Annotated in this window: 21 protein-coding genes and 1 pseudogene; 13 read left to right on the top strand and 9 right to left on the bottom strand. The window is 40.0% G+C overall.

All coding sequences use genetic code 11. From position 1 onward, the window contains the following. Nucleotides 1-850 precede the first annotated feature (850 nt). The 5 genes from QNI22_RS15085 to QNI22_RS15065 form a co-directional block, all read right to left on the bottom strand. Nucleotides 851-1,801 carry a ring-cleaving dioxygenase gene (locus tag QNI22_RS15085; RefSeq protein ID WP_314511780.1) on the bottom strand — a complete coding sequence of 317 codons (951 nt, stop codon included), beginning with the start codon at nucleotides 1,799-1,801 and terminating at the stop codon, nucleotides 851-853. A 35-nt stretch (nucleotides 1,802-1,836) separates the two neighbouring features. Beyond that, on the bottom strand, nucleotides 1,837-2,547 hold the full coding sequence (locus QNI22_RS15080; protein WP_314511778.1) for a pirin family protein: 711 nt from the start codon (nucleotides 2,545-2,547) through the stop codon (nucleotides 1,837-1,839). Between the two features lie 222 nt (nucleotides 2,548-2,769). Further along, nucleotides 2,770-4,059, bottom strand: a complete 1,290-nt coding sequence (locus QNI22_RS15075; RefSeq protein ID WP_314511776.1) for an IPT/TIG domain-containing protein — start codon at nucleotides 4,057-4,059, stop codon at nucleotides 2,770-2,772. Nucleotides 4,060-4,979: 920 nt separating this feature from the next. Then, a complete protein-coding gene (locus QNI22_RS15070; RefSeq protein ID WP_314511774.1) occupies nucleotides 4,980-5,975 on the bottom strand; it encodes a phosphatase PAP2 family protein in 996 nt (331 codons plus the stop codon). A 753-nt stretch (nucleotides 5,976-6,728) separates the two neighbouring features. Continuing rightward, nucleotides 6,729-7,598 (bottom strand): DUF5694 domain-containing protein, encoded by an 870-nt coding sequence (locus QNI22_RS15065; RefSeq protein WP_314511772.1) that lies wholly within the window; start codon nucleotides 7,596-7,598, stop codon nucleotides 6,729-6,731. Between the two features lie 176 nt (nucleotides 7,599-7,774). On the opposite strand from QNI22_RS15065, the gene QNI22_RS15060 reads away from it, so the two are divergent. After that, complete coding sequence (locus tag QNI22_RS15060; RefSeq protein WP_314511770.1) at nucleotides 7,775-7,993, top strand: hypothetical protein; 219 nt, start codon at nucleotides 7,775-7,777, stop codon at nucleotides 7,991-7,993. A gap of 85 nt (nucleotides 7,994-8,078) precedes the next feature. Here QNI22_RS15060 and QNI22_RS15055 read toward each other — a convergent pair whose 3' ends face one another. Further along, the gene (locus tag QNI22_RS15055; RefSeq protein WP_314511768.1) at nucleotides 8,079-8,555 is read right to left on the bottom strand and encodes an SUKH-4 family immunity protein; all 477 of its coding nucleotides are present in this window, start codon (nucleotides 8,553-8,555) and stop codon (nucleotides 8,079-8,081) included. Between the two features lie 546 nt (nucleotides 8,556-9,101). Here QNI22_RS15055 and QNI22_RS15050 point away from each other — a divergent pair. Next, a pseudogene (locus QNI22_RS15050) lies at nucleotides 9,102-9,200 on the top strand (acyl carrier protein); the annotation flags it as partial. A 504-nt stretch (nucleotides 9,201-9,704) separates the two neighbouring features. Next, entirely contained in the window at nucleotides 9,705-10,184 is a 480-nt protein-coding gene (locus QNI22_RS15045; protein ID WP_314511766.1) for a hypothetical protein, read from the top strand. Nucleotides 10,185-10,443: 259 nt separating this feature from the next. Here the strand turns inward: QNI22_RS15045 and QNI22_RS15040 are convergent, their stop codons facing one another. The 3 genes from QNI22_RS15040 to QNI22_RS15030 all read right to left on the bottom strand — a co-directional run bounded on the left by QNI22_RS15040 (nucleotide 10,444) and on the right by QNI22_RS15030 (nucleotide 12,182). Next, nucleotides 10,444-10,794 (bottom strand): hypothetical protein, encoded by a 351-nt coding sequence (locus tag QNI22_RS15040; RefSeq protein WP_314511764.1) that lies wholly within the window; start codon nucleotides 10,792-10,794, stop codon nucleotides 10,444-10,446. A 14-nt stretch (nucleotides 10,795-10,808) separates the two neighbouring features. Next, nucleotides 10,809-11,447, bottom strand: a complete 639-nt coding sequence (locus QNI22_RS15035; RefSeq protein WP_314511762.1) for a hypothetical protein — start codon at nucleotides 11,445-11,447, stop codon at nucleotides 10,809-10,811. Between the two features lie 90 nt (nucleotides 11,448-11,537). Next, the gene (locus QNI22_RS15030) at nucleotides 11,538-12,182 is read right to left on the bottom strand and encodes a hypothetical protein (protein WP_314511760.1); all 645 of its coding nucleotides are present in this window, start codon (nucleotides 12,180-12,182) and stop codon (nucleotides 11,538-11,540) included. A 692-nt stretch (nucleotides 12,183-12,874) separates the two neighbouring features. Here QNI22_RS15030 and QNI22_RS15025 point away from each other — a divergent pair. From QNI22_RS15025 to QNI22_RS14980, 10 genes are all read left to right on the top strand, one after another. Continuing rightward, nucleotides 12,875-13,072, top strand: a complete 198-nt coding sequence (locus QNI22_RS15025; RefSeq protein WP_314511759.1) for a hypothetical protein — start codon at nucleotides 12,875-12,877, stop codon at nucleotides 13,070-13,072. Nucleotides 13,073-13,988: 916 nt separating this feature from the next. After that, the gene (locus QNI22_RS15020) at nucleotides 13,989-14,354 is read left to right on the top strand and encodes a helix-turn-helix domain-containing protein (RefSeq protein WP_314511757.1); all 366 of its coding nucleotides are present in this window, start codon (nucleotides 13,989-13,991) and stop codon (nucleotides 14,352-14,354) included. Nucleotides 14,355-14,357: 3 nt separating this feature from the next. Then, nucleotides 14,358-15,950, top strand: coding sequence for a DEAD/DEAH box helicase (locus QNI22_RS15015; RefSeq protein WP_314511755.1), 1,593 nt, complete (start codon nucleotides 14,358-14,360; stop codon nucleotides 15,948-15,950). Next, a complete protein-coding gene (locus QNI22_RS15010; RefSeq protein WP_314511753.1) occupies nucleotides 15,947-16,366 on the top strand; it encodes a hypothetical protein in 420 nt (139 codons plus the stop codon). The genes QNI22_RS15015 and QNI22_RS15010 overlap by 4 nt, the downstream gene beginning before the upstream one ends. Before the next feature lie 72 nt (nucleotides 16,367-16,438). Then, complete coding sequence (locus QNI22_RS15005; protein WP_314511752.1) at nucleotides 16,439-17,614, top strand: AAA family ATPase; 1,176 nt, start codon at nucleotides 16,439-16,441, stop codon at nucleotides 17,612-17,614. A 197-nt stretch (nucleotides 17,615-17,811) separates the two neighbouring features. Beyond that, nucleotides 17,812-18,309 carry a hypothetical protein gene (locus QNI22_RS15000; protein ID WP_314511751.1) on the top strand — a complete coding sequence of 166 codons (498 nt, stop codon included), beginning with the start codon at nucleotides 17,812-17,814 and terminating at the stop codon, nucleotides 18,307-18,309. A 136-nt stretch (nucleotides 18,310-18,445) separates the two neighbouring features. Continuing rightward, on the top strand, nucleotides 18,446-18,721 hold the full coding sequence (locus QNI22_RS14995) for a helix-turn-helix domain-containing protein (protein WP_313979493.1): 276 nt from the start codon (nucleotides 18,446-18,448) through the stop codon (nucleotides 18,719-18,721). Nucleotides 18,722-18,727: 6 nt separating this feature from the next. Further along, complete coding sequence (locus tag QNI22_RS14990) at nucleotides 18,728-18,874, top strand: hypothetical protein (RefSeq protein WP_314511750.1); 147 nt, start codon at nucleotides 18,728-18,730, stop codon at nucleotides 18,872-18,874. A 40-nt stretch (nucleotides 18,875-18,914) separates the two neighbouring features. Then, nucleotides 18,915-19,331 carry a hypothetical protein gene (locus QNI22_RS14985; protein WP_314511749.1) on the top strand — a complete coding sequence of 139 codons (417 nt, stop codon included), beginning with the start codon at nucleotides 18,915-18,917 and terminating at the stop codon, nucleotides 19,329-19,331. Between the two features lie 137 nt (nucleotides 19,332-19,468). After that, a complete protein-coding gene (locus QNI22_RS14980) occupies nucleotides 19,469-19,723 on the top strand; it encodes a hypothetical protein (RefSeq protein WP_314511748.1) in 255 nt (84 codons plus the stop codon). Nucleotides 19,724-19,886: the final 163 nt, after the last annotated feature.

Here is a 19,886-nt window from a genome sequence, read left to right as displayed (position 1 = left end):
CTAGGGTAAAGTCGCTTGTAAAAGCATGTTTACCTATTCCAGTTATAACCTATTTAGTAGTGATTATTGGCTTATACGCACACAAATATTTAAGGTTACACTACATTCTAAATTTGAGGCTTTATGTAAATCTATTGGAAAGGGGAATGAAAAGCAGCATTTTTAGTATTAAGAAAATGTTAATTCTAGTTAATATTCCGCTAATGTTAAGTTAATGTTACGGATTTAATCATCAAATAGGAATAATACAATTGATTTACTAGATCTTCATACTCTTAAATGAATTCTATATGCAATAAGGCAAAAAAAAGACCTGAAAGTTTTTTCAACTAAACCAGAAAAACACAATTGCACCCCCAATAGCATCCCTCTCCATACAAACTACATCACCCTTCAATAATCTAATTACCAACCCTGTAACTCTATAAATGGCCTTTCAATAAGTCTGCTTTTTTCTATTCAATGTTAAGTACACGAAATATTTTCTTAACATTGGCTTAAAAATAGATCAACCCAAAAGAAAGACACTAAATCAAAAAATCATCAAAAAGTTACATCAATAAAAGTAGCTTTATTCATAAAAATAATTTCAAACAATTTACTACTCATCCCTTCCAAGGCAACTAAATAAGTATCAGATAACCTACTCTTATAAAAATCCTATTATAGCCTATAATAGCCTGCAAATGAATAGTATCCAAAAAATCTCCCTATATATTTTTCACTAGCATCCGGATCATATAAAAATGGGTGATAGAATGTATACTTTCAGCAAGTATAGCACTCTATCACCCATTAAAACTGGTAATCAATCTGACTTACTAGTTACTGAACAGCGCCATCGAATCCATTAGTCTGCCAGTTGTACCAGACGTTTTTCGATATCCGCCCGATGTGCTTCATATTGACTAGGTAATTTTAAATTGGTACCTAATTCCAGTAAAGGTTCATCAGCAGTAAAGCCTGGATTGTCTGTAGCTACTTCAAACAACACTCCGCCTGGTTCACGGAAATAGATAGCATAGAAATAATTACGATCTATTTGTTGCGTCACGTTAAAGCCTTTTTCAGCAATTTTTTGACGAAACTGTTGTTGAATCTGATCATTGGCAACCCGGAAGGCCACATGGTGTACTGTACCACCTGCTACCTGACCTGGTTTTTCACCAGCTGCTTCTACCAGATCCACAATGGAAGCATTCGGAATAGCATCAGTAGCAAACCGATAACGATTCACATGCTGGTCTATGAGTTTGTATCCAAAGATGTCTGTCAACACATCGGCTGTACCTTTGATGTCTTTCAATGTCAGCGTAATATTATGAAACCCTTTGGTAGCAACATTGGCATTCACCTCTGGCGTTTCCCAAGGCTTACGTATATCAGGTGTTTTGGAAACAATCAATTCCAGTTTCAACCCATCCGGATCAAGGAAAGGAACATACGTCTCACCAAATTTCTCAGCAGGTTTGTTAAAAATGACATTGTGCTGCTCAAATCGTTTCAACCAGAAATCCAGACTTCCTTCAGGTACAGAATAACCGATTTCCGTAGCCATTCCTGTTCCTCTTCTTCCGGGAGTGATTCCTTCCCAGGGGAAGAAAGTAAGAATAGTACCAGGGGTTCCTACTTCATCTCCAAAATAGAAGTGGTAGGTATAAGGGTCGTCAAAGTTGACAGTTTTTTTCACAAACCGTAATCCCAGTACATTTTTGTAGAAGTTGAAGTTACGTTGTGCATTACCTGCTATGGCAGTAATATGATGTATACCTAATATGCGATTTTCAGTGTTGGTTTCCATGGTAATAAATAGAATAGAATGAAATAATAAAGTTTTTAGTGATTCACAGGTACTTCAATAATCAGGAAGCGACTTTCTATGTTGGTTTGGATAGAGATACTGTTAGTATCCCATATTTCTAAAGAATCTTTTTCATTGAGTGTCTGATCTCCTATCGTCAGGTTACCACTGATGGCATACACAAACAAACATTTGTTCAGTGGGTTAAAGGTATAGTCTATATTTTTGCCAGCGTCAAAGTATCCTAGTGACAGCTTTGCATTCTGGTTAATCCAGCAATGCGCCTGTCCCTCTTCGTTGCTGACAATAGTTGTAAGTTGATTTTTACGTTTTTCTTCCGGAAAATACCTGCGTTGATAACGGGGCGAAATGTTTTGCAACTTGGGCTCAATCCATATCTGCAGGAAGTTCACTTCCTCCTCTCCTTCATTGTATTCTTCGTGCCGGAGTCCGCTGCCTCCACTCATAATCTGAACCCAATCTTTTTCCACTACTTCCGAATATCCCATTGAGTCTTTGTGATTCATCTTGCCAGCCAGCATCACTGAGATAATCTCCATGTTGGTATGTCCATGAAGCCCAAATCCATTGCCAGGGGTTACATAGTCGTCGTTAAAAACCCGTAACAAACCGAAGCCACTGCGTTCAGGATTATAATAACTCGAAAAGCTAAATACGAAATTGCTTTGTAGCCAATCCAGTTTTTTGAGGCCACGTTCACCAGCAGGGATAAGTTTCGTTTTCATTTTCTACAATATATAGGTTTGTGTATCTATTTTCTTTATCTGTCAGATTAGCGATCTCTTTTGCAATTCTGATGATACAAAGATACGGCATTAGTCAGGGCGACTCCAATAAGGTAGATTAAGAAAAAAGCTTAATGTAGATTAAGTGTGAGACATACGGTCTAAAATAAAAAAGCACCACATCACTGTGGTGCTTTAACGATTATAGTTAAGTATATTTTATTAAGGGGCAACAATACCGTATGCTACCGTTGCTGAAGTTTTACCATCTGTAAGATCAACAGCTTTGCCGTCTTTCCAGTATCTGACTACACCAAGGTCACCAGCATTATAATCATGTCCTAATACATATACATGGTTGTTTAACACATAGATTCCTTTTGCATAGCTACCACTAGTACCATGCTCAAGATTTTGAGCAGTTCCGTTTTTCCAGTATGTAGCAACAGGAATGCTGTTTTTGTATTCATACCCTGCCACATACACATCAGATCCAACCACAGCAAGAGCTGTTGCTGCTGAACTAACTGTAGAAAGAGGCGCTTCCACTCCATTTTTCCAAAAAGTAGCAATTTCATTTCCACTTGCATTATATACATACCCTGTCACATACACATCCCCGTTTACCACAAATATACCTGTTGTTCTGGCTTCCATAGACCCATCTGTCAGATTCATCTGCTGGCCATTTTTCCAGTATTTAGCTACATATTCATCTTTACCTGCTTCGTATCCATAACCAGCTACATATACATCGCCATTTACTGAAGCAATACCAGTAGTATAATTGTGATAGTCTCCATTGGTTAGTTTTACTACTGTGGTATCGTTTTTCCAATATTTAGCTACAAGAGCACTTTTGCCTGCTTCGTATCCATAGCCAGCTACATATACATTACCATTGCTAGCAACTACAGATGTGGCATATGTGTTATATACACTGTCTGATAGGTTTTTGGCTGTACCATTTTTCCAGTACTTCGCAACAAGCACTCCATTATAAGACTGACGTCCGGCAATATACACATTACCATCTGACACGCTCATAGCAGCAGAATAATCACGTATAGTTCCATTGCTTAATGCAGTAGATGCAGTAGTAATGGGAGAAGATATCCAATACTTGGAAGCATTGTTATCGTATCCGGCAAAATACATCTTCATCAAAGTAAAATCTGTTGCTGTAGTAGTAGCTTTACCATCCATGTTCAGACTGATTTTGCTGGAGAATGCCTCTTTCGGTACAATCACCTTCATTTCGGTAGCACTGATGCTTACAATTTCTGCAGCACGGTTGCCAAATGCGATAACGTTTTTCTCAATGTTTGTATTGAAATTATTACCTGTAATGGTAATGGTATCACCTACAAAAGCACTGGCTGGACTAAAGGATGTTACCTGAATAGCTGGTGCTTCATCATCTTTACAACCTGTCATGGCAAAAGCGGCTAGACCCATGGCTATACCGAAGCGAAGTAAATCAAATCTGGTTTTGCTGTAATTGAAAATCATTGTCTGGTACTGTTAAATTAATTGATCCGGTGAATCCTTCAGTATGAAGAATTTACAGCAATGCTACTTACAAAAACAGACGTCACCAAAATAGTAATTTCCAACAACAGGTAATATTTTTCTGTAAAAGAACCCACACGATTAGCAGAAAACTATCATCGGACTGGAAAATAACATACTATCCATTAACTTTACATAGAATTGTTACTGTAACAAATAAACCAATATTTCTAGAAAAAGCTTGTAATGAGGCTGTTCTAAAGCCCATTATTAAACAGACAACAAATACTCCATATTGATCTAAAAACATAATATGGCCTGGTATTATAATTCAAAACTTTATAACCCTGTTATATTTTCTTATCATACATACAATCGTGCTCGTACAGTATTTATACTATACTCTGGCATCACATACACTGTTTGGTAAATCAATCCATCTATAAATCAATTATAAGACTATCATATACTACACTAAACTATCTATACATACCACGGTTAAAATACTAGTTATCCAAGCGCTAGTAACACTGATTTTTCTTATGAAAATCTCCAGGATAGGAACAGAGTACCAGATATATCCTTATCGTGTCCCGTCACAATCTACCCTTTTTGTCCTCCTGAAAAGAACTCGCGCCCAACCACACTGCTTTTGGATTTAGAGAGGATCTTTTCTCTCAGAAACCGCAGATGGCTCTATTTGTCAAAAGATTTTTCGGAAGGATATAAAGAAGGGATGAGCCTTCTGGACAGGAAGGACAGATTTCCTTTCAGAATAATAAAAAAGAGAGGGAACAGAGAAAAGAGATTTTTAAGTGACAATCTATGGAGCAGATACAGCGCCATAGTAAACGCAAACATCCTGCACTCCTTCTGGTATAAAGGAATGCAGGATGTAAAGGCAAATAGAAATGATATCACTACTCTGATGTATGCTGCCAGGCAACTTTAGACAATACAGGATTTGAAGAAGGGATTGTCTTCTTTCTCCTGCCTGCTATTTTCTCATGGAGTTTTGGCACCAGCAATCCTGTAGCTGCTCCGATCGCATAACCAATTACAATATCAGAGACGAAATGTTTTCCGGCTGTATACCGATAATAGCCAGTAGCAGCAGGCCACACAATAGCATATGACCATACCAGCGGCTTCCATTTGGAATCGGGATAATAGCGCGAAAAAGTACTGGCTGTAAAAAACGACATAGCAGCTGTCATGGCTACGTGTCCGGAAAAGAAGCTTTCCCGTCCTGCCTGTGTCAGCTTTACTTCATTGGATACATGTGGGTTATATACATAAGGACGAGGACGAAATACCATTGCCTTTGTTAGTCCGGTAATACCCCAGCAAATCATAAAGGTTTCTGCATGCATCAGCGAAATCTTGCCAAAATCTTTACGCGTTTTCTCGCCTGCCAGATACAGCCAGGGCGACATTACGGATGAATATAAAAGCACATTACTGGCTGCATGAGCCGATGAAGAATAATGATAGGTAGCCCCTCTGTCAACAGTCCAGATAGACTCTCTCTGCAAAGAAGCCAATTTATTAGCTGTAATAGCTCCTGCATTATTCTTTGCAACCAAAGCCGCCCCGGCCAGTACAACCGAACTGGTAAGAAAGCCTACTTCACGCACCGGATGAATCACATACGGAGATGTTGATTCTGTTTTTTGAGCAGGCTCTGACTGGAGCAACCATCTGGAAGGAGTGTCTTTTAACGAATAGTTGTCCGATAACGAATATTCTCTCGTTGTTAAAAGTTCTGAAGTCTGATTCAGGCTTATCCTGGAGTTGACACCAGATACAGACTCTTCCTGGTATACGGTATCTTTTAGCTCCAAGGATTGTCCACTGGCTTGAATCATTCCTACGCATGCATACATCAGCAGGCTCACTCCAACTATTTTTTTCATTCTTTACAAGTAGATTAACAGAAACTTTACAAAATTAAGTATACAGATTACGTTATCCGAATTTAAGATTGCAGGTATGATAGCAGAATTAAAAAGATAGACAGTCTAGCTTTATTAAACTACTACTCACCAAATGGTTATTTGTTGTAAATCTTGACGCAGAGCATCTGTACTATTCTTGGGAGAGGTTGTATGGTAGTCTAAGTTCGTATTTAGACTATAGGTTTGTTGTGTGACCAGTGTGCAGGAACACATTCTGGCCAACAGTTTCTTTCTAACGTACAAATATACAAATTCGTATGTCTGTATAGATTTTTGTGAAGATTTTTGTAGAAGGTAAACTACTATACATGTATTAGTGCAGATTTGGATGTGTGTTGTTCTTGGAAGTATTCTACTACAAAAAAGCCCAAGCCAGTGAAACTCCCTGAAAGTGCCTTCGGGGCTAGAATACCCTAAACACTCCCTCTTTGTCCTCCTGAAAGGATCTCTTGACAAATAGAGTTGTGTTTACTTTCTGAGAGAAAAAAATATCTCCAGTAGGAAAAGCCGCTGGTCTTGTCACAAGTTCCTTTCAGGAGGACAGGAAGGAGAGATAGGTTCTTTCAGAAAGACAAAAAGGGAGTGGAGTATTCCTTTCCCTTCAGGAGAACAGCGAGTCATCCTTGTTGTCCGTCGTTGCGTGTTATCACCAACGACTTGTTTTTCACTATCCAGAGTAATAACACTAACCTGGGAGTAGAAAATAGACGATTATTTCAGGTATTTATCGGCGTCTACCAGAGTATACTCTATATCATCCCGGAAAATGCTTTTCAGTGATCCTATATGGGCTACTCCTATGATCACCAGAATCCGTTTGGCATGGGTTTGCATCTGAGTAGTTACAATATTGGAATAGATCTTATAATCTCTGTTTTTAAATACAGAAATCAATTCAGCACCGATATATTTAGGATTTACAAAAGCGGTATCTACCATTGCATCCGGATTTTTAAACTTCCCGTTTGTAACCCGTGCAGGCACCATATAGCGTAATCTGTAAATCAAATTATAGCATTCCGGCTTATTCAGAAAAATCATATAGTCTTTCAGCGAAAGGCTATTGTTGCCCAGGGCCGTATATTTTTCTCCGACAACTTTTCTCAGATCAGTAGTAGCCTGTTTGTACAGATCAATGTGCTCTCCATTATCCAGTATACTCTGTGAAGTACCACCGGGAGCATTGACACCGTATATTTTTTTGAGATTGGCTTTTTTGGCTAATGGAAAAGCCAGCTGATATATCTCACCTCTCCCACCGTCCATATCTGCAATATCCAGTTTGTTTTGCTGATACAAGGTATACAGGCTGTCGAGTTCGGTCTGCTCTTCCGGCAACCGTTCTACCAGAATCAGGTCAGGGTGATAAGCATTGATTGTGCGAATCACTTCAGCCAGTTCTTTTTGTCTGGAAGGAGTCAAAACATCAGTATTGGGATTGTCTTTTTTATAAATCTGCGCCAGGTGATCTGATCCAAGCAGTAAAATATCTGTTTTGGGTTGTTGTGCCTGAGCAGGTAAAATGGCAATCAGTATTAATGCGATCAGCCAATAGCCTATGTACAGTTTTACAGAGAGCATAGTGTATGGATTTGTTGGAACTTAAAATACACCACTCTATGATCACCACGCTAAAAAGTAACCGGAACATCTTTCAAACCATCGGGCGCAGTTTTTGTAACAATTAGATTTTCAACATCTTATAACACATAAAAATTTGTAAGGATATTCGATTATTCACTTAGACAAACCCGATCATGAAAATCTATTCTGTTATAAAACCAGCCTTCTATGGTGTAGTCGGTATGACACTTTACCTGATGGCATCCTGTGGCTCCTCTGCCAACAAAGATACAGATATGAACCAAAGTGATAGCACAACGACAGATAGTACTGCTGTTCCGGCTGATACAGCATCTGCCAGTACTAAATCCAACAACGCAGCAGAGATACTGGCAATGCTGAGAAGTAGATAGTAGTAACAAGATATATCTTAACAGATTTGTTCTTTCTGGTTTGAACCAAGATTGCTGGTAAGCACTTACTAAATCACAAATACTATTACCAGAATTCTATTTTCCACTCCCAAGTAAAAATATTCCACAAACTCAGTTCTTCTTGAATGGCTTTGGGATCTATTTTGTGAAGTTCGTTTATCAATAACTCTATGTCACTTTTACGATTTGAGGCTATTGATTCATAGAATGTATCCAAAGCCTGAAAAGATAAATTCATGCACATCAAATCAGCATTAAGATATTGTTTGATCTCCTGATTATCTGCATCAGGAAGTCGCCATATTTCGCGGGTTTCAACTTGAATACAATAATAGGCGCCACTATCACTTTCTCCTATAGCAATATAGGATTCTTCCTCAAAGAAACGATAATGCCATTGGGTACAAGAGTCATAAAAGCTAATAAATAAATCAGGACGATCTTGTAAACCACAGTGCATAAGAAAATTGGTTTCATCCTCTGAAAGTTCAAATAAATCCAGGCAATGACGATCAAACTTTATTATATTGGCGTTTTGCATATATTAATGTCTCTTTCTCTCTCACTATTTGTATGCAACCAAGGTAGCAAAACACGCGGAAAGAATTAGATAGGACATATCTAAAAGAAGACCAGAATTTCCATTTTTTAGTAATTCTTCTTTTTTTACTATCTAAGTCTATTTAGACAATATATAATTCATTGTGTTCCATATCTTTCCTGAAAATGAATTCTGCAAACAAAAAAACACCCGCTTTCCTCTTTTTGTCCTTCTGAAAGAACCTTGTGACAAATAGAGCCATGTTTAGTTTTTGAGAGAAAAATATATCTCCAGTCGGAAAGGCCGCCGGTCTTGTCACAAGGTTCTTTCAGAAGGACAAAGAACGAATGAAGGAGATACAGAAGGTTGCTACTTTCAAGAGGATAAAAAGGAAATCGGAAGAGAAAGGACACTTTCTTGATAAGAATAAAAAAGGGTAAAAGAGTGAGAAAAGAAATTTTTCCTTAAACCCCTTAAATGAAAAAGATATAAGACAAGATAAGCCCTATAGCTCTGTATAACTAATCACCAAACGGCACTCCTATGAGCCTTGACAGTGTAGAACTACTAATAGAATGGGAAAATGCTTTTGCTATCTCGATTCCAGATCTGGAAGCAGAAAATATAGTTACAGTCAGCGACGCTACAGAGGCGATACTTCGTCAGGTGGCATTATCTCCGACTCCTCATTGTAAGTCACAACGGTTATTTTATCAGTTTCGAACGTATTTTGAACAAACATTTCATATACCCAAAGAAAAATTCCTCCCATCAGCACATAGTATCAATGTATTTCCGGCAACGGATACACTATGGGATACAATAGAAGCTGACACCGGATGGTTAGTTCCCAGAGTTCATAAAGATGAAAGACCGTCAGAGTTCCGGTTTATGGGTTTTACCTGGGGAGAGTATAAACAGTCTACACCCTATACAATCCGACACTTTATTGACTATGTATTTGCACTAAACTACACAAAGCTGGTCTCGTTGCCTGTTGTCTGCAATCGCTATGAAGTAGAGAAAACCATTATGGGCATCACCACACACTGTCTAGGTGTACCTATTCATCGCATCAGACTGGATACCCGGTTTGTGGATGATCTGGGACTTGATTAACTTTCGGAGCAAATCATACCATTCCGATATATGCAGTTATCCTGGAACGACCTGACCATTGACATTTCAGCCATAGATACAAGTGTATTGTTTCATAACTGGCAATGGCTTATTGGCAAGGATAAACATGTAATGATGATTACCAGTCTGGGAGATGCTTTTCTACAGGACACAAAAGGCTACATATTCTGGCTGGATGTAGCTCAAAGGCAAATGCACCTGATAGCTGACTCCTATGATACCTTTCAGTTACATCTTCAGAAAGCGGTCCATATAGACGAATGGTTTTCTCCTGAGTTTATCTTTGAGCTGAAACAACAAGGACTCCATCTGGCTCCTCAACAAATTTATACACATCAGAATCCATTGATGATAAGCAATACTACACAGACTACCATTAAACCCGCTAATGTCATGCTGTATTTCCAAGCAATGGGCCTAATCAGCCAGCAGCTCAAAAATATAACGACGGGTATAGAGGTTAATGGCGTCCCTCTTTGCGATAACTGATTCATTATCAAGATAATGAAAAGGAGTAGTAAAGTAATACTAAGAATATTATTCTTATTTAAAGGGTATTTCCTTTCGGAGTTAACTAAACCACCAGCTTAATAACCCCAACCCCATTTTGAATACTATATCGATTTCAACCTTTAGGCTCACAGACTACATCTGCATTTATATTAATTCCTGTAGGATACACAATCTGATAGAACTTTATCTTTCCATTCTGCCATTTGGTTAATTAATCTAAAAAGTACTCTGTATTTTACTGCTCAGTTTTATATCCATCATTAGCACCACTGACAGGAAATAGATATATGTGTTTCATCACTTCATCCACAAGACCATAGACACTCACCAAATCATCGTTATAGGAGACAAAATACAACTCCTCTCCCTGCATGTAAGACAAACCAGCCAGTATATCATCACATAGAGTCAAGGCTTTCTCACTTTTCCGTTCCACTGCATGTATACGTCTAAACTGGTACAGATCTACCATATAATTTAGCGTTGTATTGTTGACATACATCTTATCAGGATCTATAGGCAGATCTTTCAAAATACTATTTTGCTTAAAAAAAGCAAACACCTCGTGCTTTTTCTCTTCTGTCATACTATATATAAGATTTAGCTATTCATCACCAGTTTTTCAAATAGACGCTCTACTTCACCCTGCCCAATCTCAACCATATACAGAGTCTCTCCAAACTCCATTTTTATTTGTTTAAGTGCCTCAGTCCTTTGTTTATATCGCCACCGATCCATATCAAGAACTTTTATACCCTGAACCCAATAATTATAATACCCAAAAAGATCAGAAAACTCGATCAGATAAATACTGTCAGGAGCTTCTTTTTCCAATATAGACTGACTCGAAGGATGACCTCGTTTAATCTTGCAAGCGGGCGAATAGTAAAATGCTCTATTTTCCTGTTGTATAATTACTTTTGTAATAGCAATTGGAACCAAACGTTTAAAATCCTCCAATACCTGGTAGAAAACATCCAGTGCCCGAGCCTCATCACCTTCACATTCCTCCAGAATGATATTTTTCCACCCTGCTGTGGACTCACTCCATTTGAACCGATAAGCTGACCATTCATGAAACATATGAAATGGTGGCATTTCAGGATTATCTATACCCAGACTATGGAAGGCATAGTCGTACCCTCCAATAAACTGAGCTAACGCACTGATGCTATTTTTTCCCAGATACATCCCAGGACAAGGTTTAATTCTATCTAATAATTGGTAAATGTTTTCCATGAATGTGCAAATGTTTTTCTAATCAATAGGCATTGCTCAATGTTGCCAACGTAAGAAATATCCCTTACGAAAATCAGTAATATAGCATTCTCATTGTTTCTTTATCGTTTGGATATATTCATTATATTCTTCGAAAAAATGAAACAAACCAGGTGAATAGTTGGAACTATAATAGGAAATAATCTTTTGCCAGGAAGGAGGTCCAGGATAGAATTTATTTTTCGCAATGAGCCAACTTTCAAAGCCTTCCATGATATGCCAATCGGTAATTCCATCCGGATCTCTCAGATACCAACCACGTAGAAACGAATCCAAACAAGTAAGTGTATTGTGACCAATATACATAGGTGTTCGTGTTTGAAGTTTTTCAAGTAGTGCTTCTATCGAATAGTGATCATAAGGGGCTACTCTGGAATAAGGGACTTCTTCATATGCTTGAAGGTCTACTTCCTGATAAAAACGATCAAACAACTCAAAGAAATGAAAGAAAGCGTCATACTCATCCTGATTTACTAGACAGATTATCCTTGCCCAGGAACATGTACAATGCGGACCTGCCTCCAGTTTTTCTTCAATCCAGGATTGGAATTTATATTCTAAATATGCTTCTGAGACTGGTGGCACTTTTCGAAAATACCAGCCATCAAAAAACGCCTTTAAGCAGAAAACAGATTTTGTTCCTACCAGATTTGGATTGATCCGAATCTGATCTATTAGTTCTTTGGCTGAGTACATACATATTGAATATCTATATTCTGTGATTGAGCAAGTTCCAAGCCTAACCGGATATTTTCCAGCTGGTCAGAATTGAGTAGTTTAAATAGATTGTCGGCTTCAGTTTGAGTAAAATGCAACATACAGAAAGAAATGATTTAACTCTTAAAAATAGTCATTTCTTCCGTTTTTTATAAGATGATTTTGTAAAAAATTATCAACTCAAAAAGCATATTTTCCAAAGCAAAAAAGCCAAAAATATAATACACTGAAAATCAGCACATAACAAAAATCACTCAAAAACAAGCTTTCTCCTACCCTTGCTTTTTAAAAGGCATTACAGACCATTAGAAGCCTTTAGAGCGATTTTGCTATGTTTCGGAACTATTAATCGACTCGTAACGAAAAATGGCTTATAAACGATCTTTCATGCCTTAAATCGCATTTCTGAGCCAAATCGCCCAGACCCCTAAAAAAATATATAACCTGAAACGCGCTAGAATCGCGTATTTGAGAGAAATCCTGACCCAGAACGCGTATACGCCATTCTCAGGCGGTTTAGGAATCGACGTTTTTCGGTTTTTGGACATCCGAACATTTGGTTTAATCAGATTCCGTAGGACGCTGATTTCGTGTAGGTACTATTTGGATTTGTAATCCAACACAGGAATGTAGGGGCGACTGGCAGTCGCCCTGTTTCCCACAGGTACAGCATGGGATCAATCCGAAATAGTTGTCTGATAAACCTGAGCATTCGTGTATGGAACCAGGGCGATCTGCCAATCGCCCCTACATTTTATGCCTCTAATGCCCTATTGCTGGTCAAATCTACCCTCTCTCACGCTTTTAGAACACATGAGAGCGATTTTAAGGCAAAATCGCATTCTGTATTGACCGCACGGATATTTTAGCTTATAGAGCCTCTTTGGGGCCTTAAATTGAATATTTCATATAGATCGCGGACCATGCCTCCATACCATAGCCATTTTTTGGCTTTTTCCTAGATCAACTATTCAGAACATAGTTTAATTTTGGATGAAATCAATCGTATTCTGCTTCTTATGGGATCTTGTTATTACACAGTTATAAACATCTCATCTTATCCCATCTGAATATCAGCAAAATACAGAAAATTTTCTTATTATAATGTTTAAACATTTCTTTCCACAGAATAATACAACAACTAACCCATCAATAATTTTCGCACAATTTCAGATAAAAAGTAGCTTTTTTACACAAAAATGTTTGGCAGATATTGTTCGATCTACTATATTTGTTTCCATAAGAAAATCACTGTTCCGGATGTATTTTTAGGACAAAAACAAGGTTATAGATTTCTAACAATCACTATCCTTTGTTTGTCTTACAGTACTGAGGGGGCAAAAAAAGAGCCCGTTACGAGAACGAGCTCCCTGATACCAAAGGATGTTTAGGCCTAGGAAACTTGACCATCCCTTGGCGGAATAAACCTCTCTTCTGCGCTAACAGAAAAGTGTTTTATTTTTATCACTTACAAACAGATTAATTAAATAAACACTGCTGTAATGAGTTGACTATGCAAAGGAAAAACTGTTATAAAAAGCTATTGAAAGATAGATAACAAACAGGAAAACAACTTCATAGGAATCTTATCTGCTGCGGTGCTATACAAAGATAGTGAAAAGTTTAGAAATGCAAGTTCAGACTTGTCATTTTTCGTAGTGTCTCTCCTGGACACATCAACACACTGTTACTATCTCATATTTTTTTATCTGTTTTACATCGTTCTCTCAGCGGGTTTCTGGTCGATTATTTCTGATCGTTTTTCACCACTAACCCCAAACGTATATGCACACTTCCTACAAAGAAGTTATCAGCTGTTTATCACGCATTGAAATCCTATTGTCTGACATCAGACCCAATCTCTCACAAGTATCCGACCTATTACAGGACAATGAACGCCTGGGCGGAATAGAGCTGGCTATGGAAATTACAGGCCTGGCTAAATCGACCATTTATCATCTGGCTGCCGATGGACTCATCCCTTTTATGAAGCAGCGCAAAAAGCTCTACTTCAGCTCCCGTGACCTTTACCAATGGATCAAGGATGGCAAGCACAAAACCCTTCAGGAAATGGAGGAAGAAATCCAACGCCATCTGTCGCAAACTCATCAGTCGCAAACTTCTAATCTGCTAGCTACCTCAACCCGCTAATCGATGCAACAAACGGATAATTTGACTCACGCCACTAGCGTGAATGGCGAAGCTTTGCCCTTACCAGCCAGTGAGTTGCCTAAAAACAAGCAAGCTTTCTCCTTACGGGATTATCAGGAAAGTAGTATTACAGAACTGACCAGACGGCACCAATCCGGTGCCAGTCGTCTGATCTTGTGCCTGCCTACGGGAGCCGGTAAGACGGTCACCTTTGCGGAGATGACACGGCGTACGTTAGAGACAACACCTGAGGCACGTGTATTGATCCTGGTGGATCGCATGGAACTATTGCATCAGGCGGCAGCTACATTGGAACGATCCGGATTGCAGGCTGGTATAGTAGATGCCAGCAGCAAACAGATGCCAACTACACAGGTAATAGTGGCAATGGCAGAGACCTATTACCGGAGAGTACAGAAAGGCTGGTCATTACCGGATCTTAAGCTACTCATTATAGACGAAGCGCACAAAGGTAATTTCCGGAAAGTAATCCAGCTGCATCCGGATACGCCTATTGTAGGCGCTACGGCTACTCCCCTGTCTGCCAGTAAGCGAATTCCCTTAAACACCTACTTTAATGACATTGTAGTCGGAACTCAGATTCATAGCCTGATCGAAGCAGGACATCTGGCGTTGCCACGTTATTTTGCTGTCCCTATGGAGATTAAAGCGGGTAGAGCGTTTGATGGGGACTATAAAATCAATGAACTCTATGCCGACTTTGACAAACCGGCCCTGTATCAGGGGTGTGTTTCCAACTGGCAAAAGCATGCGGAAGGTAAAAAGACGGTGATCTTTTGTGTGAACAAGCTACATACACTGCGCACTACCCAAGCCTTCCTGCAAGTACATGACCAGGTCAGATACATCACTTCAGACACCCCGACTGATGAACGTCACGCAACACTGCAGTGGTTTGCTCATACGCCTGATGCCATTCTGGTGAACTGTGGTATTCTGACTACGGGCTTTGATGAGCCAACGATAGAGTGTATTGTCTTAAACCGGGCTACCCGTTCATTGTCTCTCTATCTGCAAATGTGTGGACGCGGATCACGTACGACAGCCACCAAGGAGGAGTTTATCATTATAGACATGGGTAACAATATCAGAGAGTTAGGCTTTTGGCATGAACCCTATAACTGGGAATCTATTTTCCGCAATGGTTATGCAGCAGTGCTTCAGCATGCACCTGTCAAGTCGTGTCCGGAGTGTCAGTCTATTGTAGCGCTGAGCACGCAAACCTGTCCCTATTGCCAGCATACCTTTAAGCGCAAATTAGTGAATGGAACGTATGTGTATGAGGTAGAAACACAGGAAATTGTGGTAGACTGGACCTATCTGATGCAGAAAGAATGGCATACAATGAATGTCATCGAACTGATTATGCGGGCATCAATGGGTGATCCGAAAAATAAACGCAAACAATACCCTGTCCAGTGGATTATCAGCTGTATCCTCAAGCGGGAAAATCCCCGTCCGATGCTCGAAGAGTTTGCCCGACTGCGTGGCTACCAATCGCACTGGGTAGATTATACGCTGAAAGCGGCAGGTATCTCTACCCGAAAAACAGCCCCGAAAGGAGGCAAACGATGAGCCACTCATCGAAGAAAAAGCAGTCTGAGTATAGTTTGCCACTGGCAGCTCAACTGGCTGTAGATGACTTTAACAGGGTATTGAAACTGATCAAGAAAAAAGCACTCGACAAGCTGGAACAACTCAACAAATCACAACAAGCGGACTTTATGCACGATGAAAAAGCCTTTCGCCGGTATACTGCTATCCAGGCTGATTTCGATGTACTTGTCCAGTTTATCCAGGTCAGTGAACTGACTATCCAGTGCTTATGTGAGCAGTTGTTGTATGCTCCTTTACAGATCAAACATTACCAAAAACTATGGATTGCCAATGATGCTCTTAAGCGGCATAATCAGTCACTGGACGAGGCTAATGAAACGCTGATGGATATGCTGCTCACTTACTATGAACAACAGCAAACCGTCCCTTTTTAATACAATTTATAAACTTTCAATACAGTACCTTTTTTCCAATCTAACACCACTTTTCATTTTCTTTTTTTCTTTATGCAAGACGAATTTTCACGCCGGGTATCTCAATTTCGTAATGAACAAATGCAACAGTTTTCTGGGCAGATAAACGGACAATTTAACAGCAAAAATGAATTCAGAAACGAATTTACACATTCTACCGCTGCTGTTAAACAAAGTATTGAGATAACCTTAGCCTATCAGGTACGCAACACCAAACCTGCACTAAGCATCGGAGAAAGCAAGCTGATAAACAAAGGCGAGTTTGTTACTGTAATTGGCGCTCCTGGCTCAGGAAAATCCAATTTGATTGAAGATCTAATGGCAGGCTTTATCTGCCATGTGACGAACACTCCCTATCCGCACAGTCTGGTAGATTTTCATTATCCGGCAGCTACCGCTGACAGTCGCGGATTATTCATCGATTTTGAACGCCCATTAGATGATGTGGCCTGTTCACTGGGACGAACGCTCAAAAGGGTTTCTATCAATGAGTCGTTAATCCGCAATAACCGTTTTCGCAATGTAGAGGTACGCTCCATGCTTGAACTGGAAACCGCTGAGCAAAAACGCAGTGAGATACGGCTTCTACTGACAGAATCACTTAAACAGGGAGCACCCTTTGACTACCTGATACTGGATGGTTGCCTGGATCTGACCACCGACATGAATGACTCAAAGGATGCGGTTCTGGTGGTTCGATGGATCAGAAAACTGGCCTCAGAATTTAATCTGGCTATCATCTGTACACTTCATCCCAACAAAAACACCACCACAGCAGCAGGTCATTTTGGCTCGTTTCTGCATCGGTATAGCCGGGCGTTCTTACTGCTTCAGATGATGGAGCAGGCCGATGGCATGCGTCAACTGACTTCTGACTTTGATATGGGCAAACTATCCCATAGTCATTTGCCAGTAGAGCAATATTTCAAGTGGGATGCCAGACATCACTTTTTCGTGTCCGCAGCACAACCTCAGGTTTCTAAAAACGGAAATACCATCAAGCTAAAAGAAGTAATTCATCAGGTATTTACCCGCCAGATGAGTACCCAGATTCCCTCAGCTGACTTTAAGCGACTGTTACTGGAAGTGTCTGCTCAGAATGAAAGTAAGGTAAAGCGCCTGATTAGCGAAGCAGTTGAATTTGGCTATATCCGCCTGGAAGGTGAACGTAACACAGGCATGTATTACTTAACCAGTTCTACTGACTGACACTACTTATTGGTTCAATGATGTTGTTAGTTCATAGGGTGGGTTGGTGCATATATACCCCCTTATAGGGGGGTATATATGCACCAACCCACCTTACGAACAAATGAGTCAACTTGCACCAGCTTTGAGCCAACTTTGAACCAGCATCTGACTTTACTTTCATATATGATTTCAAAACCTGTTTACAACTCTTATTCATGCAACAGACTACTCCCATACAACCGTCCGAAACCCGTATCCAAGCTTTATGCTTTCAATGGCACTGGAATACGTTTCCTGCTTACAGAGGATTACTACATACCCATAACAACAACAGCCATAATGCCATCAAAGGTGCTTTAAACAAAGCTTTAGGGATAGTGAAAGGCGTATCTGACCTGGAATACTTCTTTGCAGGCAAAAGCTACTTTATTGAACTCAAAAACCTTGTAGGGTATCAAACCTCTGAACAAAAGCAGTTTCAGAAACTGGTAGAATCACAGGGAGGTTCTTACCAGATTGTGCGCAGTCTGGAAGAGTTTCAGCACCTGATAGAGGGTATTCATACACACTGCAATCATCCAGTAAGCAGGCATCAGGCAACCTGTATCCAGGTTATTTCTGAAACCAACCGTAACTCCGGTTGCAGTGTTGACTCTTGCTCACCCCTAACCTGTATACAGGTTAAGCAGCAAAACGACTGTGACTCCAATTAGGTTTTTATATAACCGGAGTTGCAGTTGTTTCTCTGGATAACTGGAACTCCGGTTGCTCTTTTCGATAACTGGCATACAGGTTAAAAACCTTTCAAACCCTACGAATCCTACAAACGCTACTAACCCTTTGATCACGATGAGTTTACAACATATCGGCCAACGTATTTATCATTTACGGGTAGAAATCCTGCAAATACCCCAATGGGAGTTTGCTCAACGTACCGGAACGGCACAAGGCAATCTGTCCTCGCTGGAAAAGGGACGTTCGCTGCCCTCCTGCTTTTTCCTGTGGTCGCTACAAACCACTTTTCACACAGATCTGAACTGGTTGATCACCGGAGAAGGCGAACCCATTCGCCCTTCTGGCAACAAACGCAAAAACACACTACAAACCACTGAAAACCAACCATAAACGTAGTTGCGATTATCGCAAGTACGGTTGGACTGGCGTTTGGATAATGCCGACCTTTGTATCACTAAATCGGTCAGAAAAGGGGCTTACCTCTCTGCCTGCAAGCGATCCGGAACCTTGACAGCAGCACAACCCAAAGCCCCACTCTCCTGACCCTTTGTATACTCACATTTTCCATCAACCAAACAAAGCTATGGCATTAACTTTAACATTATTAACCTCAAGAACAGACTGTGACAAAGTCCTTGACCAACTTTCAGACCTCAAAAGCGATCTGGAGTTCAAGCAGATCTCCCTGACTCGTAGCCGTGAAAATGCTGCTGACCGGGCCTCTGACATCGAAGCTACCTTAGCCTCCTCTGAAGCTGAAGTAGATTCACTTACATCCATCATCGCCGTATTGCCGGAAGGTACGACCAAAACCGAAATGGAAAACCGCAAAGTAAAAGCGGAATACAAGCTCTTTACAGCACAGCAGCGCAAGCAGCAATACGGTACAACGGCGGTAGTGCTCTATGAATCGCAGCTGGATGAGATCGAGCAACGGTTATCAGTAGTGGATGGTTCGATGTCGACTATCACCACCCACAAGGCGACGCTACCCGCCTAATCCAGGTAGCAAAAAGTAAGGATTAAAACGAGAAATACTAACTGGAGAAGCAGTAGACTTTTAGTTTACTGTTTCTTTTTTTGCGAAAGATGCCTGCTCCAATTCCCTTATCCACTTTCTAACCATACATACAAATTATGCAACTACGACTTTTATTAAGCGCCCTGTGTTTCGTCTTCGGTCTGGCTATTGGAGTCTTTATAGAGCATAGACTTAATCCATCTGAGGTATACGAATGCGAGGTGATTGACTACAGCCAGATAGAGTCCATCGTAGCCAGACAGGTAGTCTCCCACCCAATTCAGCCATTAGATGTAGAAAAGATCAAACATGTGAAGAGCTTTACCTATGCACCTGTTTTTCAGATTGTGGATACGTGTAAAGGGCCGTAAATGGCTAAAGTTGGTACAGAAGAGGTCAATATAAGAGACTGTCTCTATTTCTCTTCTCCACAAAAACACTCTTCTTTTTTGTCCTTCTGAAAGAATCTTGTGACAAGACCGGCGGCCTTTCCTTTTGGAGTGTTTTTTTCACAAAACAAACAAGGCTCTATTT

Origin of the sequence: Xanthocytophaga agilis (assembly GCF_030068605.1) — a bacterium.
GTDB classification, from domain to species: domain Bacteria; phylum Bacteroidota; class Bacteroidia; order Cytophagales; family 172606-1; genus Xanthocytophaga; species Xanthocytophaga agilis.
The sequence above is the reverse complement of the archived record's forward strand: the minus strand, read 5'-3'. Positions and strand labels throughout refer to the sequence as shown.